Source organism: Streptomyces sp. NRRL F-5122, from assembly GCF_001507435.1.
GTDB classification, from domain to species: domain Bacteria; phylum Actinomycetota; class Actinomycetes; order Streptomycetales; family Streptomycetaceae; genus Streptomyces; species Streptomyces lannensis.
In genome coordinates this window covers 91205-115502 of record NZ_LMWH01000254.1, presented here as the reverse complement: position 1 = coordinate 115502, position 24298 = coordinate 91205, and the positions used below count along the sequence as shown (strand labels likewise).

Here is a 24298-nt window from a genome sequence, read left to right as displayed (position 1 = left end):
GTTCCGCTCGTCACGCCGGTCCAGTCTGCGGCTCTTGGAGGAGATCCGGGGGCCGCCTTCGTTCGTTTTGCTCGAGGTGCACCCGGTCGGAGGAACCCGAGGACGGCCCCGCTGGAGAACGGCTTCGTACACGCCCTTCCAGGTGCCCGGAGACGGTCGAACCAGGCGCGATCGACCTGGTGATTCGTTTCGCGGGCTGCGACTTGGGGCAATCTTCCGGCAGCGTGGTCCCGGTCCGCGGACCGAGGGAGGGGGCGCCATGCGGGGACAGGTGCGCACGCTCGAACACGTGCGGACGGCCGACGGGAGGCTGTTACGGGTCGAGTGTGCGGGCGATCCCCGCGGTCGCCCGGTGTTCCTCCTGCACGGCACTCCCGGCAGCCGTATCGGCCCCCGGCCCCGGTCGATGTTCCTCTACCAGCGCGGCGCCTGGCTCATCAGTTACGACCGGCCCGGATACGGTGGTTCCGACCGCAAGGCCGGCCGCCGGGTCGTCGACGGCGTCCAGGACGTCGCAGAGGTCGCCGACGCCCTTGCACTCGACCGCTTCGCGGTGGCAGGCCGCTCCGGTGGCGCCCCGCACGCGCTGGCGTGTGCCGCGCTGCTGCCCGACCGGGTGACGCGCGCCGCGGCGCTGGTGGGCCTCGCTCCGCGGGACGCCGAAGGGCTGGACTGGTTCGAGGGGATGGCACCGTCCAACGTCAGCGAGTTCCGCACCGCCGACCGTGATCCCGAGCGCTTCGCGGCCCGTCTCATTCCACGGTCCGCCGCCATCCGCAAGGACCCCGCCCGGCTCCTCGACGAGTTGCGCAGCGAACTCCCCGACGCCGACCGGCTGATCGTCTCGGACAAGGGGATCCGCATGATGATGCTGCACAACTACCGTGAGGCGCTTCGGACGTCGGCCTACGGATGGATCGACGACGCCCTCGCCCTGTGCCGGCCCTGGGGATTCGATCCGGCCGATATCCGGGTGCCGGTGCTGTTGTGGCACGGCGAACGCGACGTCTTCTCACCGGCGTCCCACTCCTCCTGGCTGGCGGCCCGCATCCCTCGGGCCACCACGGTCCTCGACCCGGAGGCGGCGCACTTCGCCGCGCTGAGCGCGCTGCCGACGGTGCTCCAGTGGTTGATGGCGGACTTCGGATCCGACAGCGCGCCCCCGGTGTGAGTCACACCGCCAGGGGCTCCAGGTCCCGGTAGACCCGGCGGTCCTGGCTCGCCAGCCGCGTGATCCCGTTGTCGTCGCCCAGCAGCAGGCGCAGCTCCCTCAGTGCGTCCTCGTGCAGGGCTTGTGCCTCTTCCTCGTGGCCCAGGGCACCCAGTGTGAGCGCGAAGTTCGTCACCACGGCCAGAGTCTCCGGGTGGTGCGGTCCCAGGACCGTGCGCAGCGAGGCGATGGCTCCCTGCTCCAGTTCTCGCGCCTGCTCCAGGGAGCCCATGTCGGCAAGCACATTCGCGTAGTTGATGCCCGAGAACAGCGTGTGCGGATGATGTTCGCCGAGCACCTCCGTCATCCGCGGCAGCACTTGGAGAAACACGGCCTCGGCTGCCTGCACGTCACCGCAGCCCCAGTGGAAGATGCCGAGGTTGTTGAGCGCGGCCTGGGTGTAGGGGTGAGCCTCGCCCGGCACCTTCATGTACTCCACCAGCGCTTCCTGGGCCACTTGGCGCGCCGCTTCCCTGTCGTCGGCCGCATACAGGTCGGCGGCCATGTTGAGATCACAGGCCAGCGAGTCCGGGTTCGGGGCCTCGTACTGGGCCCGGTACTGCGCTCGGGTCGCCGAAGTCAGCCTGCGCGCGTCCTCGAACTGGCCGGCCCGACGCAGAGACACCGCGAGCGACTTGGCACATGCCAGGGTTCCGGGGAAGCTCTTGCCCAGGATTCGCTTGTGCGCCTCGTACGTCCGGGACAGCAGCGAGACGGACTCGTCGTAGCGGCCGACCTCGCGCAGGTCACGACCGAGTGACGCCGCTGAAGCGAGCGTGTAGATGTGATCGGGCCCGAGGACCTCCATACGGCGGTCGAGGACGTCCTGGTCGAGGGCGCGGGCCTCGCCGTAACGGCCCACCATGCGCAGGGCGAGGGCGAGGTTGTTGGCGGCGCTGAGCGTGCGCGGATGGGATTCGTGGAATATCTGGCTGAATCCGTCGTGCGCGTTGCGGGCCAGTTCCACGGCGTCCCGGTAGTCGCCCAGCGCGGCCAGGTCGCTGGCGAGACTCGAGGTGGTCACATACGTGTGCGGATGGTCCTCGCCGAGCACGGAACGCTGCCGCTCCAGCAGTTCCTCGTCGATCGCCCGCGCCTCGACGTAACGCCCCTGCGAACGTTGGACGTTGGCCAGCTGGCAGCGCAGGTACAGATACTGCACATCGTCCTCGCCCAGCAGATCCTTCCAGTCGGCCAGCAACTCCTCGGCGAGCTGCAGGGCACGCGCGAAGTCACCACGCTTCCAGCGGTAGCGGACCCGGTCGATCATCAGCCGCCGGGTCTCGGGCTCGGCGCTGTTGCGGGCACCCGAGGCGTCCAGATGGGGCCAGATGAGGTCGAACCGGGGCCAGGTCGCCGGGTCGTCGATCGGCTCGTCCTCGTCGGGACGTGCGCCGGCGAGCACGGTGTGTACCACCCGGCGCGTCTCCTCCTGCTGCTCCTCGGTGAGCTGGGAGCGGATGACGGCCTGGACGAGGCGGTGCACCTGGATGCTGGTGCCCATCGAGTCGATCTTGGCGAGCGCGAACCGTCCGATCTCCCGGATGACCCGCCCGAGGACGAGCTTTTCCTGGAGCGCGGGATCGTACGGCTTGAGCGCGTCGATCATCTCCTTGCTGTAGAGCAGTTGGGCGGCGATCGGCTCGGCAGCCATGAAGGCGCACAGCTCCAGGAGGCGGGCCGAGGCAGGTGACCTCTCTCGCAGGCGGGCGATGGAGATGTTCCACGTCGCGGCGACGGGCTGTGGGTAGTCGGCGGGCTGGTTGAGGGCGAGGACGTCGGCCGTCTGGTGGGCGAGCTGCTCCAGATAGTCGTCGATGGGCATGGCTGTCTCGGCCAGCCATGCCGCGGCCTGGGCGACGGCCAGCGGCAGGTCTCCGACGGCTGTCGCCACCCGGTCGGCGTCTTCGGGCGTCAGGCTCCTGGCCCGGCGTATCAGGTGCTCGACGCTCTCCTCGCGGAGGAACACGTCGATGGGCAGCGAAGGCCCCTGCTGGGCCCAGGACTGGTTTCGAGAGGTGATCAGGATGTGCCCGCCGCCGCCTTCGGGGAAGTACGGCTTGAGGTCCTCGGGGTCATCGGCGTTGTCGAAGACCAGAATCCAGCGTCCCGGTGTGCCACGGCCGAGGCGCTGGAGCGCCTCCTGGCAGGCCATGGACATGTCGTCGCCCGCGGGAGCGCCGAGCCGGACGGCGAGTTCGGCGAGGGAGGACACCACATTGTCGCTGTGTTCGGCCGATATCCACCACACCAGGTCGTAGTCCGCCATGAACCGGTGCACGTACTCGTTGGCCAGCTGTGTCTTGCCTACTCCGCCGAGCCCGAACAGCGCCTGTGACTGCGGCAGTGGCAGCACCACGGACATGCTGCCGCCACCCAGCTGGTCGCGCAGCCTCTCCAGGACCATGCTGCGGCCGGTGAAGGCGACGTTGCGCTGGGGCGCGTTCCAGATCCGCGGCACGCTGCCCGGGAAGCGGGGGCCGGCGGGGCCCGGGTCCAGCGGCTGCGCGGGCAGTTCGAGGGCGCGCAGCAGACTGGCGGCACAGTGTGCCTCGTCGAGGCGGTGCAGGTCGACGGGGTTGTACTCCAGGTGCGAGGAGTGCAGCCGTGCGTCGTCGACGCGCAGCGGCACGAACGGCGCCGACGCCCCGCTCACCGAAGTGTCGGTGAGCACCCGCCAGGAGCCCTGAGCGTGACGGGAGTTGAGAAACGGCGTGGAGAGCAGGACGAGGGTGCGGGTCCCGCCGTCCGGACGTTCGAGGGGCGCGGCCGACACATCGCGTAATGTGACGTTGCATCCGGACCGGATGAGGGCGGATTCCGTCCACTCGGCCCACATCCGGTTCTCCGCGACGTAGGCGATGACGACCTCTGCGACCTTGGCGAGCGGCCGGCGCCGTACGTAGGCCTCCTTGCAGCGCAGCCGCACCGGTTCCGGCACGGCGGGCAGCGAGCTGATCTCGCCCTCCGAGATCACTCCGGTGAGCCGCTCGAAGGCGGACAGCAGGGAGTTGGCGAGGCCCTTCTCGTCGCTGACGGTGGCGAGGGTCTCCTCATAGGCGTAATAGGGCCGGTACGGGATCTCGACTGCGCCCCAATAGCGGGTGAGTTCCTCGCCGTTGAGCCCCTTGGGCAGCCCGTCGAACTTGAGCCGGGCCAGGGCGCGGCCGGCGTCGACCTTCTCCTTCTCGCCCTCGTCGATGCGCATGGGAACGGGCAGCACTCGCACGTCGTGCTGGCGATATCCCTCCTCGACACTGCGGGCCACGGCGGCGGCACCCTCGAGCGACTGATCGCTGAGGGTGAAGCAGTCCACGAGGACATCGGGCATCTGCATGGTGCAGATGTCCGCGCTGTCCGACAGACCTGTGCGGCTGTCGATGAGGACGTAGTCGTAGTTGGCCTTCATGTCGTCGCGCAGGGCGTCGAGGAACTGGCCTCCGCCCAGGCGTTCGTAGAAGTTGTCCCACTCGAAGGAGGAGACCGTCGCCGAGTATGCCCGGTCCTGGCGTCCGGCGGAGAGGAAGTCGAGGCTGCCGCCGTCCGGGAAGATCCAGCCGAGCCGCTCGGGGTGGAGCGAGACGGCGTGCTGCTGGACGCGTGCGTAACCGCGGTGCCAGTCGCCGGTGCGCGGCGCCCCGGTCGTGGCGGCCCAGTGGAATTCGGTGATGATGTCGATGACACCCGTGGTGGAGGCCAGCACGTCCGGGTCGAGGAACGGGTGGAAGAAGCGGTGGAGGCCGGGCGCCTCCAGATCCCAGTCCACGGCGAGCACGCGCTTGCCGTTGGCGGCGAGGATCCAGGCCGTGTTGGCCAGCGCCATGGTCCGTCCGGTACCACCTTTGTACGAGTAGAAGGTGATGATGCGTCCGTCAGGAGCCGCGGCCATGCTTCTCCTCCATCGTGGTGTCCCGCGCGTGCGGGAGTGTCGAGGGCGTCGGTCCCGTCAGACGGGGTCTCGGGACGTGCGGCCCGGCAACCGGGTGCGGTGTCGCGTGCTTGAAGAACTGTTTCGTGGCGTGTGCCACGACCTTGGGCAGGACATCGGTGAACGCCGTCAGCGTGGGCACGCCGTTGACGGCGATCCGGCAGTCGGTACGCCGGCCCCGGTCCAGGGTCAGCGGCAGGGTCCGCTCCAGCTTGTCGGTGAGCCGCTTGCCTTCCTCGCTCTGGCACTGCAGGTCGGAGCGATCCCAGGGAACGACGGCGTTGATCCATGGGCGTGTGTTGGTGTCGAAGGCGGAGAGCCTGCGGCACCGCTCCTCGTCGTCGAGCGCCCAGGGGTCGACCAGGAGGATCCCGGGCCGGCCCGGCGGCTTGTCGTCCTCGGGTGAGGCGAGGGGCTCGGGTCCGGTGTCCTCGTCGTCGAAGGATGCCACGGTGACCCGGTAGTCAAGGGAGCGGATGAGTTCTTCGGCCAGACCGGGCAGGGCTCTGGCGGATTCCTCCGGATAGGGGTTCCAGTCATGGGGATGCTCGCCGTAGGGGCGACGGTCGCGGTGCTCCGGAATGGTGTGGAGGGTGGGTGCGGCGACGGTGAGATGGATGCTCCGAGGACCCTCGCCGCGCGGTTTGAACGCGCTGGGCGTGTTCTCGTAGCGGCGCGGCTGACAGGAGGGCAGCGGAGAGTCGTGGGCGACCTGGACGATGCGCCGGGCCAACTGCATCACGGTTTCCTCGTACTCGTCGCGCAGCCGGTTCAGCTTGATGAGGCTGTAGATCCCCTCGTCCGCGTAGCGCGCTCCGAAGGCAGCGTGGTCGACGTGGATGTGCCGCACGGACTCCGGGAGCTGGTCGTAGCCCACATGCGCCCACAGGGCCGGGACGATGGCGGGAAGGTTGCCGGCGCCGGCGGCCCGGGCGCGTAGTATCCGCTCGTTGAAGGCATACCACTCACGGCCGCACATCTCGCTTGTGAAGTACCGCGGCGAGAACAGCGGTACGAAGACCCGGCAGATCGCGAGATGTTCGGCTAGTTTCTCGGGCCAGCCGTCTCCGGAGTGCATCTCCCGGTCCATGAACCCGGCCGACGCGCCGGCGGGCAGGTCGGTGAGGTGCATGATGTTGTCGCACAGGTCCTTGTAGAGGACGTAGACCCAGTGATCGGGGTCGCCGCGGCTCGGGCCCCATGCCGGTGTGTGGGCGTAACTCAGGAAGAAGTAGGGCCTGGTGTCGGACAGCCAGCCCCGGCCCGAGTAATCCACACGACCCCCCGCCTGCCGGCCGGTTCGCTCACCGACGGCATGTCGTCCCTCCAGCGGGCGCTGCTCTCACCGTCCCACCGGGAGTAATCAAATGTGCCTGACGAGGCCCTGATAAGCGGGGCTTCTTTCGGGCCATTCATCGCCGAATTTCGGTCAACGCGCGTCGCGCGTGGTCGACTGCCGACCGCATGGCGAACACCATGACGGGCTTCTCCGCCACCGTGTCGACGGAGAGCAGCTCACCCGGGAGGGTCGCCCCGACCTCGGCGAAGTCCGCGTCGTTCAGCGTGAGGTCCTCGTAGGTGATCCAGTTGCCCTTGTCCTGGACCACACAGCGGTACAGTCGCGACGGCGGTGGCGGGACCATCCGGTACTCGGCCAGATGGAAGGCGCTGCATACGCCGAACCCCACGCGGAGCAGGAGCACTTGGGCGTCGGCTTCGTACATCCGGGCCAGGGGCGAGCGCTCCCCGAGATGGCAGTGGGGGTGGTGGTCCGCCATCAGTTCGCGGGCACGAGCGCCGAGCGCGGCGAAGGAGGTCTGCGGATGTGCGCTGCGTACAGCGCCGGGCGTGGTCCGTACGCATTCGGCGAGCACACCCATCGACGGACATGGGGTCGTGTCCGGCAGGAAGGGGGGCATGGACTCCCGGAACGCAACGACGTCCCGGTCCGTCATGCCGGCGACGAGCGCCTGGTGGGCGGTGGAGGTGTCGGAGTTCTCGGGGGTGAAGGCGGGAACGACAAGTGTGCCGTGCGGTCCGACTGCCTTGCGCAGGGCGTGCAGGACTTCGCGGTCGCGCAGCCCGCTGCCCCGCAAGGAGGAATGCACCATGAGTACACCTCCGCGCCGAATGCCCAACCGGGTCAAGGAACGCGTGAGTCGGTCTCTCTCAGGCATGAGGGACCGTCTCCCGTCCGGGGCCGGTCACCCGATCAGGGGCGGCTGGAAGGATCCGTCGCCTCAGGCCGGGCAGTTCGCGTGCGAACTCCTCCGGGGAGAAGTCGACGGCGAGGCCCAGCGCCGCGTAGCCGTGACTGCCGAGCCGTAGTCCGGCGCCCGGCGCGAGCGGTGTGACGGTCGTGACGTCCAGCATGTCGCCGTCGTCGAGCCGGCCGGGCCTATGGGCCTCCAACAGGCCGAAGGCCGCTCGCACCCGTTCGCGAAACGCGTCGAGGTCCGCGGGTGCCAGCGGAGGGGCCACGGGAACGGAGTAGGAGTCGCGGCGCAACGGATCGGCGTCGTCCACGAGCAAGGACGTGCCGTCGGCGAGTTCGACGCTCCCCAGGGGGCGCCATCTTCCGGGCTCCGTGTCCGTCTCACTGCGGATTTGGAAACCTTCATCGGTCACCGTGAGTTCGACGCGGCCGGGCTCGGGGAGCGTCACGGTCCCGAGCGTGGGGAGGTGCAGTTCGCGGTGGGGCTGGTCCCAGGAGAGCGTAGCGGCCGTTCCCGCTCGTACGGCCGCGGCCGCCGTGAGCGCCATGAGCAGGGCGTTTCCACCGGGAAGCAGCCAAAGACTGCTGAGGACGGACAGGAGATAGGGATGGCCGAGGACCGCGTCGACATGTGGGCGGCTCCGCTCGTCGGCGTCCAACCGGGCCAGCAGGCGCCAAGCCTCCTCGCCGCCGGGAAGGGCGACGAGCCGCTCGAGCTGACCGGTGATCAGGCGTCGGCTCAATTCGACGTACGAGAACCGCAACTCACCGCCCCTTCGGACGGCGGCTGCTTTGCTCTCGACCCGTTCGGTCACTCCTTCGATGAAGGCGCGCAGGTCCTCGCAGAACACGGACGGGTTGTCGAATCCGCGGCTGCTGCTGTATCGGTGCGCGTAGAGGCCGCCGCCGCAGGACTCGACGACCGGACACGCCCGACAGGTGTCGCTCACCCCGTCGATGCCGAGCTGCCGTTTCCGTACGCCGGGGTGATCCGCCAACTCCGCGAAGCTGTGCTGGAGGACGTCGTAGCCGGTTTCCGCCGCGCCGTCGTAGGCCGTCTTGAGGGAGTCTGCCTGTTCGAATGTGCCGTCGGTTTCCACAACCGCGAGATCGGACGGGGCGAGTCCCAGTGCCTCGGTCAGACTGGGTCCGCCGCCCAGGGTGCTGAGCACGGACTCGAAGATCCGCACCGGTACCTTTCGGCCCTGCTGTTCCCAGCGATCGAACACGGCCAACAGCCAGTCGGCGTAGGGCGTCGGCGATCCGTCGGTTCGAGGAGGTGGATTGTCCCAAGTGGAATGGGGGAGCAGGTAGTCGATACGTGGTGGATCGAGCGCGGTCAGGGCGTCGTGCACGGCGACGGGGTCGTTCTCCACGTCCACGGTGCACAGCAGCCCGGCGAACAGGTGCCGGTTCTCCGGGGTCCGTAGCAACTCGACGGCTCGCAGGACCCGGTCATAACTGCTGCGGCCTCTGCGGTCCAGGCGATGGCGGTCATTCGCGGCACGGTCTCCGTCCAGGGAGATGCCGACCTTGACGTCGAACTCCCGGAAGACCTCGAGGTGGCGCGGTCCCAGCTGCACGCCGTTGGTGTGAATGCGCAGATCGAGTGCGGTCACAGGGGCGAGAGCCGTGGTGAGCGCTTCGCAGATGCCGCGTAACCGGAGGGGGCCAACGAGAAGGGGCTCCCCGCCGTGCAGGATCACCGAGACGGTGGCAAGTTCGCGTTCCTTGGCGTAGGTGGCGAGACTGTGAGCGACCTGCCTGACGGTGTCCTGAGAGATGATCTTGGGGCGCCGGGTCCAGCTCTGGTCGGCGTGTTCGTAGACGTAGCAGTGATCGCACGCCAGGTCACATCTGGAATGGACCTTGAGGACCAGTTGCTGTAATGCGGGCGCAGTCGTCACTGCTCGCACCTTAGTCGGTTCGAAAGGCTGGGCCGAGCCAACCCGCTAGTGCAAAAGGCGCGTTGGTGACCCGCTTGGCGGTGCGGGTGTACTCCCGCGCACGGAGAACGTGAGGACGCACCCAGCCCTTCGGCTGCGTAGTCAGATCGACGAGTTGAAGGTGGCGGTCTTCACCGGGGTGTCCCGCCGGTCCGCCGACCGGGCGGTGGCCTCGCGGTGCGCGGTGGCAGAGAGCGGGGTGTGCTGCTTCGGCTCCCTGCGGGAGATGGGGGTACCGCTCGTTTTTACCTGAAGGATCATGACGGCCTCGTTCTGTTCTGTGCGTCGAACGCGCGGGAGGTGAACCGGCGGCCTCCCGTCACAGAGGTCGCTGCCACAGGGTTGCTGCGCATGAGTTCGACTTTTGGGACTTGAGACAGCCCGACCCCAGCTGAGGGTCTGTTAGGCGAAACATACACCAGGCGCGATGCATCGGCCCTTCAGAAGTCCATTCACGGGCCTGGAACTCCCTCGGTCGGTGCCGCCAAGATGGAGGCCGTCGACCACGCGAGGTGCCATCGTGAGGGGTACGGGACCGAGCACGACCATAGGCGATGCGGACTTACCACCGCTTTTTCTGGACAATGACCGGCGTGCGTTGGCCCGTCAGAGTGAATCGATCCGCGCCGTCCGCACCCAGCTGATCGTTCTGCTGCTCGCCACGGCGGCCGCCGCACTGGCGGAGCACCTGCACAGTCAAATCGCCTCGGGGTGTGCCGCCGTGCTGTATGCCCTGACGACCGTCATCGGAGTGCACACCTCGCGCCGCCGCGCGCGTGCCCACTGGCAGGCCCACCGGGCGGCTGCAGAGACCCTCAAATCCCTCGCCTGGCAGTACATGGTCCACGGAGGCCCCTTCCACTCCCGGGTCGCGAATCCCGAGGGGCTGTTCACCGACCGCTTGGAGGAGCGGCTGCGCGAGCTCCGGAAGCTGGGCTGGAGGGACTCCCGGGACGGCGCGTACAGAGATGGGCAGATCACGTCCCGGATGCGCGCGGTGCGCGCCAAATCGTTCGAGGCACGACGGGACATCTACCTGCGGGACCGGGTTCTGGAGCAGTTGATCTGGTACGGCAACCGGGCGTCCCAGGCCCATCGCGCGTCGGTGCGCTGGTCCTCGGTCACGGCCTCACTGACGTCCCTCGCGCTGCTCGCGGCCACGCTCAGGGCCTTCGGCGTGATCGGGAACTGGGACTTCGCGGGTCTGCTCAGCGCGAGTGCCGCGGCTGGCGTGGCCTGGCAGGAGGTGCGTCGGCATCGTCCGCTGACGTATGCCCATTCGCTCATCGAGCAGGACCTCGACACCCTGCGGGTCGTGATGGGTACGACGGTCACCGAGGAGGGATGGGCCGAGGCGGTCGCCGAAGCCGAGCGGCTGGTCAGTCCGCAGCACACGGACTGGCTGGTGCGATTCGGATCCTGAATCCTGCCGTCCGGTGCCGTGGGGTCAGCGTCGAAGGACGCCTGGGCTCCACAGCACGGTCACCGGTACTCCCGCTCTGCGTGCGTACGCAACCACATCGGCGGTGCCACCCAGGCCGCGTGCGGGGCAGCCGTCCCAGACGGCGATCAGGAGGTCCGCGTGGTCCACGATCCAGCGGCCTGCCGCGTAGTACGCCTCCTCGTGGGTGGATTCCCTCGGCAGATCGACGCGTGCCGCACAGCACTCCAGCAGTCGTCGGTACGACACCTGGACCTCGGCGTCCCCGAGATGGGCCTCGTAGTCCATGCCCGGGATCACGGCCGTGACCGGTACGCCGTTGGCCAGGGCGATGTCGGCGAAGAGCTGGTCCGCGCCCGCCGCCAGGCTGCTGAGGGCCTCCAGGCGTCCCTCGGCGCTGAGTTGCCGGCGCATGCCGGACAGTACGGACGGCAGGACGGCGGCCGGGATCGACCTGTGGCCGGTGACGCCGATGCGGGTGACGCGGGTCCGGGTGGAGGAACGGGGGGACGGAGGAGTCCGGGGCGCGACGGTGAACCCTGCGGCGGTGTGCCGAGGGGTGGTGGCGCGTCGCGCGGCGGCGTCGGTCGTACCGGTTCCAGTCACGGATACGTCCTCCCCATCGCCGTACGTGAGCACACCCCGGTGCGCAGGGCGCATGGCGGCAGGCCCGGCGCAGGGCCGGGCGCATGTACGGGGCGTCTTCGGGGCCGGGGTGCCGCGGACGGGCCCGGCCCCTGACGACGTCAGGCCGCCAGCGGATTCAGTACCAGCGGCTGGATTCTGCCCTCGAGCATCGCGCCCAGGCCCTGGACCGCGCAGATGTCCGGGCGTTCGGCGATGTGCACGGGCATGCCGGTCGCCTGGCGGAGCATCTGGTCCAGGCCCGGCAGCAGGGCGCTGCCGCCGACCATCATGATCCCCCGGTCCGCCAGGTCGGCCACCAGGTCGGGCGGGCAGTCCCGGAGCACCTTGCCGATGCCGTCGAGGACGGCGGTCAGCGGGGTCTGGATGGCGATCCGCACGGCGGCGGTGTCGACCAGCACCGAACGGGCGAGACCGGTCGCCACGTCCCGGCCCTGGATCTCGGTGGCCGCGGGTCCGTGCGGGGTCAGCCCGTTGCCGGAGAGGGCGACCTGCAGCGGCCGTACCGACTGACTCGGCAGCATCAACGCGTGTTCGTGGCGCAGGTGCTGCACGATCGCGTGGTCGACCGCCTCGCCGCCCACCGGGACCCGCTCGGCCGTGACGATGTTGCCCAGCGACAGAACGGCGATCTGGGTGGCGGCCGCACCGCACACCATGATCATGGAAGCCTCGGCCTGCTCGACGGGCAGGCCGCAGCCGACGGCGGCCGCCACGAGCGTGTCCACGAGCTCCACCCTCCGGGCCCCCAGTCCGACGAGGGTCTCGATGGCCGCGCGCTGGGCCAGCGGGTCCGCGTCGTGCGGGGTGCAGGCGGCGGCCCGCAGCCGGGGCTTGCGGCGCAGTTTGCGGCGCAGCCTCTCGCCGAGCAGATGGCGCAGCATGCGCTGGGCCATCTCGATGTCCACGACCGTGCCGCCGGAGACGGGCCGTACCACCCGGATGTACGAAGGCGTGCGTCCCGTCATCTTCTCGGCGAGTTCACCGACCGCTATCAGCGCACCGTTCCGCGTGTTGACGGCGGCAGCGCTGGGCTGATCCACCACCAGCCCGGCACCCTTGACGTACACACGGGTCCGGGCCGCCCCCAGGTCGACGGCGAAATGGCAACGGCGCAGCTGGTCCAGACTCACGGTCATGGCGGTACCTTCCGAAACAGGCCGCGGGTGGCCGCCGGGCGGCGGGCCTCTCCTCCCCCATCGTGTGCCGCGGGCGGGGACCGCGCCTCTCGAGGTGGGCCGGGCGGGGCGGCTCCGGGCGAGTGATCTCGGGCGCGCCGGGTGCCCCGGAAGTCCGTGTGCCGGCCGGGCCGTGCCGGGCCGCGAGGGCGCCGCGCGCGCGGCGCCCGCCGGGGCGGAGCGGGCCCGGGAGATCATCCGGCCGGCGCGGTGTCTCCGCCGACGATCCCGCGTACGACCCCCAGGGCCACCAGGTCCTGGGGGCGCAGCCGGAGCTGGTCCGCCGTGGCCCGCACCTCGTGCGCCGGGCGCTTGAGTATCGCGGCGGCGAGCTCCGGCGCGATGACGGAGAAGTAGCTGTCGGGGGTGACCCAGGTGTTGCCGGGTGCGGCCGGTGCCAGGGCGCCGCCGGAGCCGCCCTCGCCGATCACCAGCGTCGTGAGCGGCGTACGGGCGGTGGCGACCGCGGCGAACAGGTCCGCGATGGCGGTGCCCGCGCCGTGCCGCTCGGCCTCCGCGTCGTTGGCGGCGCCCGGTGTGTCCACCAGCGTCAGCACGGGGATCGACAGCGCGTCCGCCAGCCGGATCAGCCGGGCGGCCGTGCGGTATCCCGCGGGGCGGGTCGCGGTGCCGGTCTGTGCGGCGTAGGCGATCGTACGGCCGTCGTGGGAGCCGAAACCGCACAGCATGCCCTCGTCGCGGCCACCGCAGCGGTCGCCGCCGAGGGCCACCCGCCGGGTGAAGTAGGCGTCCAGGTAGGCCTGCGCCCGTGGCCGGAGGGGGTCGCGGGCGCGCCGGACGGCGTCCCAGCCGGTCGCCGGGAGGTCCACCCGGCCGAGCGCCCCGGGCACCGGGGCGGGGTCGGACGACGACGCGGTGAGCAGACCGAGCCATCGGCCCACCGTGTCCCGCAGTTCCTCGGGCCGTACGAGGGCGTCGACCGTGCCCGCCGCCAGCTGCGCCTGCGCCGTGTACGCCGCCGGGTCCGCGTCCGCAGGGCGCACCCGGGAGCCGGCGAACCCCACCTGGACGTCCGGCAGGGCCAGCACCACGTCGGCGCCCGCGCCCAGCGTGGCCCAGCCGCCGCCGGTCGTCGGGTCCCGCAGGACGGAGAGCTGTGGCAGGCCGGCGGCGCGGGTGAGCGCCGACTGCCGGGCAACGCGCTGGAGCTGGGTGAGCGCGAGCATGCCCTCCTGCATCCGGCTGCCGCCGGTCGCGACCAGCGAGACGACCGGGAGCCGGTGCTCACGGGCGTGGAGGTGCGCCGCCTCCAGCCGGTCGCCGGTGCGCTCGCCGAGGGAGCCGCCGAGGAAGCCGAACTCGAACGCGATCAGCACGGCCGGGGTGCCGCCGACGGTCGCGTGTCCGCAGACCACGGACTCGTCCTCGCCGGTGCGGGCGGCGGCGCGGGCACGCGAGGCGTCGTAGCCGGCCCACTCCAGCGGGCCGTCGGGCCAGGAGGTCCCGGCCGGGTGGGGGAGTTCGGCGAAGTCGTCGGTGAGGAGGGCGAGGGCCTGCCGTGCGGTCGGGCGGTCAGGCATCGCCCAGCACCCGCTTCATGATCTTCCCCATGTCGTTGCGGGGCAGGGCGTCGAGGTAGTGCACGACGCGTGGGCGCTTGTGCGGGGCGAGCCGCCGCGCCACATGGTCGGCCAACTCCTCCGCGCCGGGCGGGTCACCGGCGTCCGCCGGCACCACCCATGCGACGATCCGCTCGCCGAGGTCCTCGTCGGGCTCCCCGGTGACGGCCGCCTCCCGCACCCCCGGGTGCTCCAGCAGCGCGTTCTCGATCTCGCCCGCACCGATCTTGTAGCCGCCGCTCTTGATGAGGTCGGTGGCCTTGCGGCCCACGATGCGCACGTACCCGTCGGCCTCGCGGACCGCCATGTCGCCGGTGCGGAACCAGCCGTCGGCGGTGAACGCCGCGGTGGTGGCGTCGGGACGGTTGAGGTACTCGGTGAACAGGTTCGGGCCGCGGACCTGGATCTCGCCCACCGTCTCCCCGTCGTCACCCGCGATGGGCGAGCCGTCCTCCTCGACGAGCCGCAGCTCCACACCGGGCAGCGGCACGCCGACCGTGCCCGGGCGCGCCTCCCCGTCGGCGCGCACGCTCGTGTTCATCAGGGTCTCCGTCATCCCGTACCGCTCGACGACCCGGCGGCCGGTCGCGGCGGCGATCCGCGCGTGGTCGTGCACCGGCAGCGCGGCGGACCCGGAGACCAGCAGCCGGGCCCGGCCCAGCGCCTCGGCGAGGGCGGGGTCGCCCGGCAGCGTCTCCGCGATCCGGTGGTACATCGTCGGTACCCCGAACAGCATGGTCGCGCCCGCGCCCAGCTCGCGCGCCACACCCGCGGTGCTGAAGCGGCCCAGGTGCCGCACGGATCCGCCGCGCCGCAGCGGGCCGAGCACACCGAGCACCAGACCGTGCACATGGAACAGGGGCAGCCCCTGCACCAGCACGTCGTCCCCGGTCCACTCCCAGGCGTCCGCGAGCGCGTCGAGGGTGGCGGCCACGGCACGGCGGGGGATGACGGCGCCCTTGGGCGGTCCGGTGGTTCCGGAGGTGTACACGACGAGGGCCGGGCTCTCCTCGTCCACCTCGGCGGGCGCGTACGCGCCGGAGCCGTGCACATCGACCGTCATGCGCTCCAACGCGCCCACCGGTGGGGGGAGTTCGTCGCCCGGAGCGGTCAGCACCATGGACGGGACACTGTCCGAAAGGATGTGTCCCAGCTCCTTCTCCCCGGACTTCGAGTTGAGCGGTACGACGGGCACACCGGCGGTCAGCGCGGCCACCACCGCGACGGCGGTCTCCAAGGACGGCGTGGCCCACACGGCCACCCTTCCCGCACCGCCGATCCGCCCGGCGAGCGCGCCGGCCGCCGCGGCAAGCTCCGCGTACGTCAGGGCCCGCTCACCGAAGCGCAGGGCGGGCCGCCGCCCGGCCGAGGGCTCGGTCAGGGCCGGAAAGAGGGAGGACACGCGGGGTACTCCTGGGCTCGAAGCGGACGTACGGACTCAAGGACCGTTCCTACATCACGGCGGGCGAAAACCCTTCCCCGCGGTGACGGACGCCTCATCCCACCACGGCAGGTACCGGTCCGCGCATGCCTGCGACCGTGCCCTGCCCGGGGCCCGCCGCTGTTCGACCGATGCGCGGCCGGTCGACGTGGCGGATCTCGGCGCACCCCGCCCCTGCGGCCGTTCCCCGTTCCGTCGACGGCTGCCGTGGCTTCACCGAAGGTGAAGGTCAACAAGGTTGTGGCGGTTCCCCGGCCCGTTGTTAACCTGCGCTCAGCAGCCGCCGTAAGAACAGGAGTGCAGACGTGCCCCGCTCCGCAGCCCGAGTCGCACTGGTCACGTGCCGCCCCCGGCCGGAGGTCTCGGTCGACCGGGATCTGCCGGGACTTGTGGCGGAGTTGAGGGCGGCCGGTGCCGCCGCCGACGCCGTGTACTGGGACGACCCCGACATCGACTGGGCGGCCTACGACCTGGCCGTGATCCGCTCCACCTGGGACTACAGCTGGCGCGCGGCGGAGTTCACGGCGTGGGCCGAGCGCTGTGCGAGGGCCACACGGCTGGCCAATCCGGTGGAGGTCGTGCGCTGGAACACCGACAAGCGGTACCTCGGAGACCTTGCCGCGGCAGGCGTACCCGTCGTCCCCACGCGGTACCTCGCCCCCGGCGAGCCCCTCGACCTGCCCGAGGACCACGAGTACGTCGTCAAGCCCACCTCGGGCGCGGGCGCCCGCTACGCCGCCCGGTACACCCCGGCGGAGCGGGCCACCGCCGTGCGCCAGCTCGAGCGGATGCACGCGGAGGGGTTCACCGCGATGGTGCAGCCCTATGTGAAGAACATCGACGTCAGCGGAGAGCGGGCGCTGCAGTTCTTCGGCGGGCGGTTGCTGCACGCCAGCCGGAAGGGGGCCGTTCTCGCGCCCGGAACGCCGTACGACGAGAAGAAGGTGGCCCACCCCCGCCTGGAGGCCTGGACCCCGGCCCCGGAGGAGCTGGCCGTCGCCGAGCGGGCCCTGGCGGCGATACCGGGCTCCGAGGAACTCCTCTACGCCCGGGTCGACCTCGTCGACGGCGCGGACGGCGGTCCGTGTGTGATGGAGCTGGAGCTGGTCGAGCCCAACCTGTTCCTCGACCTGCATGCGGGGTCGCTGCCGACGGTGGTGGAGGCCGTCCTCACGGCCGCCCGCTGACGCCCGTCCGCTGCAACAGCCCCCAGGTGAACTCCGCGGCGACGTCGCGCCGCTCGCCCGAGGCGTCCGGCGCGGTGAAGGCCAGACCCCAGCGGGTGGGGGCCGTGCCCTCCAACGGGCGGGCCGGGGCGAAGGCGCGCGCCACCTCGTCGACCGTGCAGGACCAGGGGGTGAGGTCCTCCAGGGTCTCCAGCTTCGGGCCGGGCGCGCCCGGCGCCCGTACCAGCCACTCGTTCCACACCACCCCGTTCGGCGCCACCAGGATCTCGAAGCGCAGATCCGGCCAGAGCGGGACAGGCCAGAGCATCGCCCGGCAGTCCAGGTCGCCGACCCTGCGGGCCTGTGTCGACTCGGGTTCGCCGAGGACGGAGCGGTAACGGGAGGCGGCGGCCCGGGCGCGCGGGGAGTGCAGCATCGCCTGCCAGCGCCGGTTCGCCTCGCGCATGTCGGCGATCGAGACCCCCAGTTCGTGGCGGGCGTTCTCGACGAGGTCCGGGTTGTGGTCGGCCATGCGGCGCAGCAGGACCAGCTGGAAGTCGACGGGTGTGAAGGGGTCGGTGGGGCGCTTCGCGGGCGGCATGCACACCATCCTCGCCCACGGTCACGGCACCGGGACGGCGACCGCCCCTCGGGACCGGGCCCCCGGGACGTCACCTGGACCGGGCCATTGCCCGGCCCAGTCCACTGTGATTAGCCTGTGTTCGCCATGCCGATCGCCGGTTGAAATTTCGAACGCAAGGGAGGGGGCCGGTCGTGGGACGCCTTGTACCTGCCGTGACCCGGGCTCTCGACATATTGGAGCTCTTCCTGGACGGGGACGGGACGCTCTCCGCCCCCGACATCGTGCGCAGGCTCCAGCTGCCCCGTACCACCGTGCACGAGCTGGTCACCACGCTCGCCGCACGCTCCTACATCGTCCAGGTGCCGGGGCAACCGGGACGCTACCGGCTCGGAGTGCGGCCCTACCAGCTCGGCAGCCGCTACGCCGAGCAGCTGGACCTCGCCGCCGAGGGCCAGCACGTCGCCCGGTCCGTCGCCGAGACCTGCGACGAGACCGTGCACGTGGCGATCCTCGAGGGCACCGACGTCATCTACATCGCCAAGGTCGACTCCACGCACGCCGTGCGGATGGTGTCGGCGGCGGGCCGCCGGCTGCCGGCCCACTGCACCTCCGTCGGCAAGATGCTCCTCGCCTCCCTCCCGGCGGAGGAACTGGCCGCCCGCATCCCCGACGGCGCGGAACTCGTCGCGATGACCCCCAACAGCATCACCGACCCGGCGGTCCTGCGCACGGTGCTGGACGAGATCCGGGGACGCGGTCTCGCCGTCGAGACCCGCGAGTCCAACCCCGACGTCAGCTGCGTCGCCGCGCCGGTGCGCGACCGCGCCGGACAGGTCGTCGCCGCGCTCTCGATCTCCGTACCGATGATCCGCTGGAGCGACGAGCGCCGTGCCGAGCTCGAACAGCTCGCCGCGAAGGGCGCCGCGGAGCTCTCCGAGAGGCTCGGCCACAGGGGTGCCGCATGACGGGCTACGAGGTCGCCGTACGGGCCGAGGCGGCCCTGGGCGAGGGGCCGACATGGGACACCGGCGCACAGCGGCTGATATGGATCGACATCCTGGGCTCACGGGTGCACACCTATGATCCCGCCTCGGGACGCCGCACGGTCATGGCCACGGAGCAGCACGTGGGAGCCGCCAAGCCGCGTGCCGGCGGCGGTCTGGTGGTGAACCTCCGCGACGGAGTCGGCCTGTACGGGCCCGGCGGCAGCGACTTCCGCTGGCTGCACCGCGAGGTCGTCCCGGGCCGCCGCGCCAACGACGCGGCCGTCGCCGCTGACGGATCACTGTGGGCGGGCACCATGCGGTACGACGAGGCACCCGGCGGTGGCACGCTGTCCCGGATCACAGCCGACGGCGAGGTCCTGACGGTGCTGGACGACGTCGCCGTCAGCAACGGCACGGGCTGGAGCCCCGACGGCCGGCTGATGTACTACATCGACTCGCCGACCCGGCGGGTCGACGTCCTCGATGTGCGCGACGACGGGCTCCCGGCAGGCCGGCGCCCGCTGGCCCACGTCGACCGCGGCTTCCCCGACGGGCTCGCCGTCGACGCCGACGGCTGTGTCTGGGTCGCCCTGTGGGACGGCGGCGCGGTACACCGCTACACCCCCTCCGGCGTGCTGGACCGCGTCCTCGAGCTGCCCGTCCGCCGTCCGACCGCGTGTGTGTTCGGCGGGCCGGACCTGGCCGACCTGTACATCACCACCGCCCGTACGGGGCTGGACGCACCGCATCCGCTCTCCGGTTCGGTGCTCGTCGTGCCGGGCGCCGGAAAGGGCCTGCCGCAGCCCGCGTTCGCCGGCTGACCCCTCGTCGGGGGCCCCGGCCCGCCGGGCAGGGGCCCCCGCTCTCGTCAGTGCGCGGCGCGGGGGGAGTCCACCAGCGCCACCGGGACTCCTCCCGCCGCCTTGCCGAGCAGCGTCAGCCGTACTCCTCCGGGTCCCGCCGGCGTGGTCCCGTCGGAGAGGACCGCCAGGGCCAGCGTGTTCTCCCCACGGGTGTTCAGCACCCCGTTCGGCAGGACGAACGTGTGCTGCGGGCCCACGTCGTTGATGTACTGGCCCATGTTCCAGCCGTTGAGGAAGACCTGCACCCGGTAGGCGCGGGACGGGTCGTCGGTGAGCGTCAGCCCGATCGACGCGTCCGTTCCCGGATCGACGGCAGGCCGGAAGGTGGTCCGGTACCAGACGACGCCCTGCCGCCGCTCGCCCCGCGGCAGTTCGGCGGGCTCCCAGCCGCCGTCCGCGAATCCGGGCAGATGCCAGCCGTGCCGCTCCCCGTACAGCCCGCCGTTGTTGATCGGTCCGCGCACGGGATCGGGCGCGGTCTCGCCCTGGATCCGCCATCTCACCCGCGGTGTCGCACCGTCGAAGGCCACCGAGACGAGCCCGCGTCCCGCCTTGTGGGTGTCGTCGGCCCGTCCGTCCTGGTCGTGCTGCATCCGGCGGACGAGGACGGAGAGGACATGGGGTCCCTTCCCCGGTGCGACCGGGAACGCGGCCGTCGCCGACCACGTGCCCTTCCGGACCGTCGCCTTGTCCGGCACGGGCATCCGGTGCGTGCCCAGGGGCCTGCCGTCCAGCCACGCCATCAGCAGGCCCTGGGTGCCGGTGACATACGAGAACGACACCGCTGAGGCGCCGGCCGCGTCCTCGAAGCGGCCCCGGTACCAGACGTCGCCGTAGTGGAAGCCGTAGTCGTCGGCGAACAGGACGGGTCCCGGCGCCGGCACAGGAGTCGTACTGGAGGAGGTGGTCCGGTCGGCCGTCCGCCACGCCGAGTCGTCGAAGCCGGGTGCCGACTCGGGGTTCTCGACGCGGCGGCGCCACCCGGTCAGCGCGGGCAGCCGGACCGGTCCCGCGCCGGGCAGCCGGTGCGTGGCACGCAGGCTGCCCGAGCGGGTGGTGTGCGTGGGCACGCGCCGCCCGTTCCAGACGACCTCCGTCACACCGCGCGGCAGCCACGCCTCCAGGTCCGCCTCCTCGACCGTGTCGCCGCCCAGCTGCGCGGTCGTACCGCTCAGACCGGCCGTGCGCAGCAGCTCGGGTCCGTACACCAGGACCGAACCCGACGGGGTGTCATGACGCCACAGCCGCACGGAGGTTGTGTCGTCGGCGAGCAGGAGAAGCAGCGGTCGTGGTACCCCTCCGCCGTCCACCAGCACCCGGACCAGCCCGCCGAGCCGGGCCTGCACGTGCAGCGCGCCGTTCCGGTACTCGCAGCGGGCCTCCCCCTCGAGCACGGTGAAGACCGGTTCGGCCGCGGCCTCCACGACGGTCTCCGTCGTTTCGCCCGTGCGGCCCGTGAACACCACGACGTCCTGGCGGCCCGCGGTCAGGCGCAGCATCGGCTGGGCGGTGGAGTGGCGCAGCGTGCGCTGTCCCAGGGAGATCCCGGTGGCCAGCAGCCGGGCGTCGAGGCCGGGGACGGGCACCCGTACGGTCGTCCCGGCCAGCGGGACGGCGGCGACACGTTCGTCGGGCGTGTCGTTGCGCAGCACGTGGACGTGCGCCCGTGTCCTCCGGTTGACGAGGTGGTACGCCCTGAGCCCAGGGCCGCCGCCGACGTCGAGGTCCTCCGCACGGTCCAGCTCGGCCAACTCGGGCACGCTGTCCAGCAGATGACCGAGCTGGTGCATCGGGACCAGCTTGGCGGTGGGCCGGCGGGCCTCGTCGAGGGCGGCCCCGTAGTCGTACGACGTGTAGACGACCGGTGCGGGCAGCCAGCCCCAGGAGGTGCCGCCGAAGGTCATATAGACATTGTGGATCGTGATGCCGTTGGCGAGGTTGGTCAGGTAGAAGCGCCGCTCGTACGCCGCGTCCCGGGTACGGCGCGACTCGGCGTACCCCTTGCCGTCGAACTCGGCTCCGCCCCAGGGATCGAACCAGCCGCCCCCGAACTCGGCCAGGAATCCCGGGGTGCCCGGGCTCGCGGACGCCCCGCCCTTGGTCCCGCCCGGGCCGAAGTACCCCCAGTCCGGCGGGGTCCGGAACGGCGAGGGGTAGCCGTCGAAGGCATAGAGCCAGTGCCCGCTCTCACCGCCGGTGTCGAAGGTGCCGGGCGCCCAGTCCCCGTTCCTGCCCTTGTCGTTGTGGAAGAGCGGCACGTCGACGCCGTCGGCGCGGACCTTGCGGTACAGATGGGCCATGTAGTCGCGGCCGGCCGCCTCGGTGACGTGGTCCGCGTACTCGTTCTCCAGTTGGTACAGCACGACCGTGCCGGTTCCGGCGGTGTACTGGTGACGCACCGCGATCCGGTTCACGGCGGTCAGCCACTCGTCCACGTACGTCAGGTAGGTCGGATCGGAGGTGCGGGCCCTGCCCTTCGTGGCGGTCAGCCAGCCGGGGAAACCGCCCGCGTCCACCTCGGCGTTGATGTACGGGCCGGGGCGCAGGATCACATAGAGGCCCACCTCGGCTGCCGTGCGCAGGAACAGGTCGAGGTCGCGCACGCCCGTGAAGTCGTAGGAGCCGGGGGCCGGAGAGTGGTAGTTCCAGGAGACGTAGACACTGACCGTGTTGTAGCCGTGGGCGCGCATCTTCTGCAGGACGTCCCGCCACAGCGAGGGACTCGGCAGCCGGAAGGGGTGGACCTCGCCGGACCACAGCACGACCCGTCCGCCGTCGACGATCATCGAGTATCTGTCGAAGCCCACCGTGTGACGCCGTCCGTCCGCACGCGGCGGCCCGGGGGCGGGGCCGGTGGGCCCTGTCGCGGCGATGCAATGCCCGGCGCTCGCACCGAGCGCCAGCTCGAGCGCGGCGGTTCCGACGATCGCGCTGAAGGCGCGTCTGCTCAACACCAAGGCGGTCTCCTCAGGGTCGCGGATGCCGTCATTGTCACCGGTGCCCGGCACCAGGACGGCCCATGAGGGACCCGCAACGGACGGATTACGCGGTACGGGCGGTACGAGGGCTTCGCGCACACGTGGGTCCGGGGAACGCGCCGCGGGGGCAACGGGGGCCACGCGTCCGCCCGTTCCCCCGATACGGGCGGACGGCCGCCGACGGTCCTGCTCGTCGTCATCGCGCTCGGGCCCGCGTGTCGCCCTGCCGAGGAAAAGTTCCGGGGGCGTCGGGCCGGTCGTCCAGGCCGCCGAAGGGGGCGGGGACGGAGTACCGGTGGTCGGCGGCCGCCGACGGTGCGGCGCTGAGGCGGGCCGTCCGGCGCCGGCTGCGGCCGTCGTCCGGGACGAGGCACAGGGCACTCCGGTCGGCGGCGGGGTCCCGGTCCCGTGTGGCGGGGCCTTAGGGCGGAGGCCGCCCTAACTCGGGCGGCAGAGCAACGGCTTGGCCAGCTCCGAGCAGGGCCGGTCCCCGTGGGAGCGGATGATGTCCTTGCCGACCTCGTCGGCCAGGTAGCGCAGGAAGCCCGCGGCCATGGAGGCGGCCGGCGGCTCGCCGTAGGTGTAGGCGAACTCCGTCTGCCAGTAGGGGTAGGCGCCCTCGTCGGCACCTTCGAGGGTGGCCGGATAGCCGTCGATCCGCACCTCCTCGACACCGTCCTGCGCCGTGGCGGCGCCGACCTCGCTGTGCCCGAGGGCGCCGGGCGTCGAGGCCACGGTGTCGAGGAGCGTCTCCGTGTCCGCGACCTCGCAGCGTCCCGGCTCGGCCGCCGCGAGGGACGCGCAGTCGCTCACCGTGGCCGCCGGCAACGACCTGCCGCCGAGGACCTGGCGTTCGAGGGTGGTACGGGTGCCGGAGCCGGGGTTGCGGCTGACCAGGTGGATCGGCACGTCGTTGCCCTTGACCTGGTTCCAGTTGGTGATCTTCCCGGCGTAGATGCCCCTCACCTGCTTCAGGGACAGGTCCTTCACGCCCGCGTCCGGGTTGACGACCAGCATGAAGAGGGAGAGCGCCACGGGGCGGGGCAGCAACTGCGGGCGCCCGTCCTCGCTCTTCGGGCCGTCGCTGAACGCCAGCCGGTCGCCCAGGCCTTGGCTGCCCGTGAGGTGGGCCTTCTTGCCCGCCGCGGCGAGAGCGCTGAGGCCCGGGACACTGCCCTGGAAGGTGCGATCGGACAGGGGTATGTGCGCATCGGGGCAGACCTTCTCGTACTGCCGTGCCGCCTCGCGCAGGACCGGCGCGAACGCGGTGGAGCCGGACAGCGTGAGCGTGCCGCTCGCGCAATCCAGCGGCGCGGGCTCGGGGTCGCTGCGCAGGAGCATGAAGAGGGACTCCCCGATGAGCACCAGCACCAGGACGACGAGCAGCGCCCGGACCGGCTTGGCGGCGAACGGGTAGTACTCGGTCTTCCGCATCCTGCCGCGACGGACCCCGCCCACGATGCCGCCGACCACCTCAGGGTCCGGGAAGGCCTGCTCCCTGAAGTCCTCCTCGCGCTCCAGCACCGCCAGCACCTTGTAGTGGTCGCGGCGGTTGAGCTCCACCTTGGGCAGTTCGATGAGACCGTCGCTGACGCCGAGGCCCGGCACCTGCTGCGGGCTGCCCGGGCCGTGGTCGTCGGGGGTGAAGAAGCTGCCGAGTTCGCTGCGGCTGAGTTCGGTGACGACCATGCCGACGACACGGCGGCCCCGGAACGCGACCCGGATGCCGGCCCGGGCGCCGTCCGGCGCCAGATAGTCGTCCTCCACGATCGGGGCCCGGCCGCTGTTCTCGATGCGCAGCAGCACGAACGACGGATCGCGCAGAGGCGTGCCGTTGTGCTGCATCTGCTGCAGCACCCCCGCGTAGGGTGCGGCGGCCGCGTCCTGGGCGGTGGTGTCCATCTGCACCCGGTAGCCGAGCAGTTTGCGGCCGACGAGCGTGAACTCCCACACGGCCGCGGCGCCGGAGACCGCCAGACCGAAGACGGCCAGTGCGGTGTCCCAGGGAATGCCGCTCACGGTCAACTCCTGCAGCAGGCACGATGATCGGAGAGGCCATGGTGAGTGGAGCGGGCACCTGGTTGCCCGGGGAAACCGAGATCCTCCCGACCATGTTCACCGGCGCGTCAACTGGGACA

Annotated in this window: 17 protein-coding genes; 5 read left to right on the top strand and 12 right to left on the bottom strand. The window is 71.3% G+C overall.

Annotation, left to right across the window (positions count from 1 at the left end):
• The first annotated feature begins 259 nt into the window (after window positions 1–259).
• Entirely contained in the window at window positions 260–1171 is a 912-nt protein-coding gene (locus tag ADL25_RS32395) for an alpha/beta fold hydrolase (RefSeq protein ID WP_059131452.1), read from the top strand.
• A gap of 1 nt (window position 1172) precedes the next feature.
• Here ADL25_RS32395 and fxsT read toward each other — a convergent pair whose 3' ends face one another.
• From fxsT to ADL25_RS49270, 5 genes are all read right to left on the bottom strand, one after another.
• Window positions 1173–5099 carry an FxSxx-COOH system tetratricopeptide repeat protein gene (fxsT, locus tag ADL25_RS32390; RefSeq protein ID WP_107116765.1) on the bottom strand — a complete coding sequence of 1309 codons (3927 nt, stop codon included), beginning with the start codon at window positions 5097–5099 and terminating at the stop codon, window positions 1173–1175.
• Window positions 5083–6414 carry a TIR-like protein FxsC gene (locus ADL25_RS32385; RefSeq protein ID WP_159045053.1) on the bottom strand — a complete coding sequence of 444 codons (1332 nt, stop codon included), beginning with the start codon at window positions 6412–6414 and terminating at the stop codon, window positions 5083–5085. Before ADL25_RS32385 ends, fxsT begins: the two co-directional genes overlap by 17 nt.
• A gap of 136 nt (window positions 6415–6550) precedes the next feature.
• Complete coding sequence (locus ADL25_RS32380; protein ID WP_059131451.1) at window positions 6551–7315, bottom strand: aminoglycoside N(3)-acetyltransferase; 765 nt, start codon at window positions 7313–7315, stop codon at window positions 6551–6553.
• Window positions 7308–9269, bottom strand: coding sequence for an FxsB family cyclophane-forming radical SAM/SPASM peptide maturase (locus ADL25_RS32375; protein ID WP_079050711.1), 1962 nt, complete (start codon window positions 9267–9269; stop codon window positions 7308–7310). The genes ADL25_RS32380 and ADL25_RS32375 overlap by 8 nt, the downstream gene beginning before the upstream one ends.
• A gap of 132 nt (window positions 9270–9401) precedes the next feature.
• Window positions 9402–9560 carry a hypothetical protein gene (locus tag ADL25_RS49270; RefSeq protein ID WP_159045052.1) on the bottom strand — a complete coding sequence of 53 codons (159 nt, stop codon included), beginning with the start codon at window positions 9558–9560 and terminating at the stop codon, window positions 9402–9404.
• A 286-nt stretch (window positions 9561–9846) separates the two neighbouring features.
• On the opposite strand from ADL25_RS49270, the gene ADL25_RS32370 reads away from it, so the two are divergent.
• Window positions 9847–10722 (top strand): DUF4231 domain-containing protein, encoded by an 876-nt coding sequence (locus ADL25_RS32370; protein WP_374203148.1) that lies wholly within the window; start codon window positions 9847–9849, stop codon window positions 10720–10722.
• A gap of 24 nt (window positions 10723–10746) precedes the next feature.
• Here ADL25_RS32370 and ADL25_RS32365 read toward each other — a convergent pair whose 3' ends face one another.
• The 4 genes from ADL25_RS32365 to ADL25_RS32350 form a co-directional block, all read right to left on the bottom strand.
• A complete protein-coding gene (locus tag ADL25_RS32365; RefSeq protein ID WP_374203150.1) occupies window positions 10747–11190 on the bottom strand; it encodes a hypothetical protein in 444 nt (147 codons plus the stop codon).
• Window positions 11191–11486: 296 nt separating this feature from the next.
• The gene (locus ADL25_RS32360; RefSeq protein ID WP_059131449.1) at window positions 11487–12524 is read right to left on the bottom strand and encodes a rod shape-determining protein; all 1038 of its coding nucleotides are present in this window, start codon (window positions 12522–12524) and stop codon (window positions 11487–11489) included.
• A 233-nt stretch (window positions 12525–12757) separates the two neighbouring features.
• Entirely contained in the window at window positions 12758–14104 is a 1347-nt protein-coding gene (locus tag ADL25_RS32355) for a carboxyl transferase domain-containing protein (RefSeq protein WP_059131448.1), read from the bottom strand.
• Window positions 14097–15545: an acyl-CoA synthetase gene (locus ADL25_RS32350; protein ID WP_059131447.1), complete on the bottom strand. Its 1449-nt coding sequence runs from the start codon at window positions 15543–15545 to the stop codon at window positions 14097–14099. The genes ADL25_RS32355 and ADL25_RS32350 overlap by 8 nt, the downstream gene beginning before the upstream one ends.
• Before the next feature lie 344 nt (window positions 15546–15889).
• On the opposite strand from ADL25_RS32350, the gene ADL25_RS32345 reads away from it, so the two are divergent.
• Entirely contained in the window at window positions 15890–16771 is an 882-nt protein-coding gene (locus ADL25_RS32345) for an ATP-grasp domain-containing protein (protein ID WP_059131446.1), read from the top strand.
• Here the strand turns inward: ADL25_RS32345 and ADL25_RS32340 are convergent.
• Window positions 16755–17351, bottom strand: a complete 597-nt coding sequence (locus ADL25_RS32340; RefSeq protein WP_199839244.1) for a hypothetical protein — start codon at window positions 17349–17351, stop codon at window positions 16755–16757. The two genes, ADL25_RS32345 and ADL25_RS32340, sit on opposite strands and share 17 nt — an antisense overlap.
• A gap of 173 nt (window positions 17352–17524) precedes the next feature.
• Here ADL25_RS32340 and ADL25_RS32335 point away from each other — a divergent pair, with 173 nt between their 5' ends.
• Window positions 17525–18298, top strand: a complete 774-nt coding sequence (locus tag ADL25_RS32335; RefSeq protein WP_059131444.1) for an IclR family transcriptional regulator — start codon at window positions 17525–17527, stop codon at window positions 18296–18298.
• Complete coding sequence (locus tag ADL25_RS32330; RefSeq protein ID WP_059131443.1) at window positions 18295–19140, top strand: SMP-30/gluconolactonase/LRE family protein; 846 nt, start codon at window positions 18295–18297, stop codon at window positions 19138–19140. Before ADL25_RS32335 ends, ADL25_RS32330 begins: the two co-directional genes overlap by 4 nt.
• Before the next feature lie 47 nt (window positions 19141–19187).
• Here the strand turns inward: ADL25_RS32330 and ADL25_RS32325 are convergent, their stop codons facing one another.
• Window positions 19188–22139, bottom strand: a complete 2952-nt coding sequence (locus tag ADL25_RS32325; protein WP_059131634.1) for a beta-galactosidase — start codon at window positions 22137–22139, stop codon at window positions 19188–19190.
• 459 nt (window positions 22140–22598) lie between these two features.
• Complete coding sequence (locus ADL25_RS32320; protein ID WP_059131442.1) at window positions 22599–24179, bottom strand: substrate-binding domain-containing protein; 1581 nt, start codon at window positions 24177–24179, stop codon at window positions 22599–22601.
• Between the last annotated feature and the right edge of the window lie 119 nt (window positions 24180–24298).

Excerpts from the sequence above, each read along its gene's own strand:
- ADL25_RS32340 (WP_199839244.1), bottom strand. The coding sequence starts at position 17,351 with ATGCCGCCCGCGAAGCGCCCCACCGACCCCTTCACACCCGTCGACTTC.
- ADL25_RS32330 (WP_059131443.1), top strand. The coding sequence starts at position 18,295 with ATGACGGGCTACGAGGTCGCCGTACGGGCCGAGGCGGCCCTGGGCGAG.
- ADL25_RS32380 (WP_059131451.1), bottom strand. The coding sequence starts at position 7,315 with ATGCCTGAGAGAGACCGACTCACGCGTTCCTTGACCCGGTTGGGCATT.
- ADL25_RS32395 (WP_059131452.1), top strand. The coding sequence starts at position 260 with ATGCGGGGACAGGTGCGCACGCTCGAACACGTGCGGACGGCCGACGGG.
- ADL25_RS49270 (WP_159045052.1), bottom strand. The coding sequence starts at position 9,560 with ATGATCCTTCAGGTAAAAACGAGCGGTACCCCCATCTCCCGCAGGGAG.
- ADL25_RS32360 (WP_059131449.1), bottom strand. The coding sequence starts at position 12,524 with ATGACCGTGAGTCTGGACCAGCTGCGCCGTTGCCATTTCGCCGTCGAC.
- fxsT (WP_107116765.1), bottom strand. The coding sequence starts at position 5,099 with ATGGCCGCGGCTCCTGACGGACGCATCATCACCTTCTACTCGTACAAA.
- ADL25_RS32355 (WP_059131448.1), bottom strand. The coding sequence starts at position 14,104 with ATGCCTGACCGCCCGACCGCACGGCAGGCCCTCGCCCTCCTCACCGAC.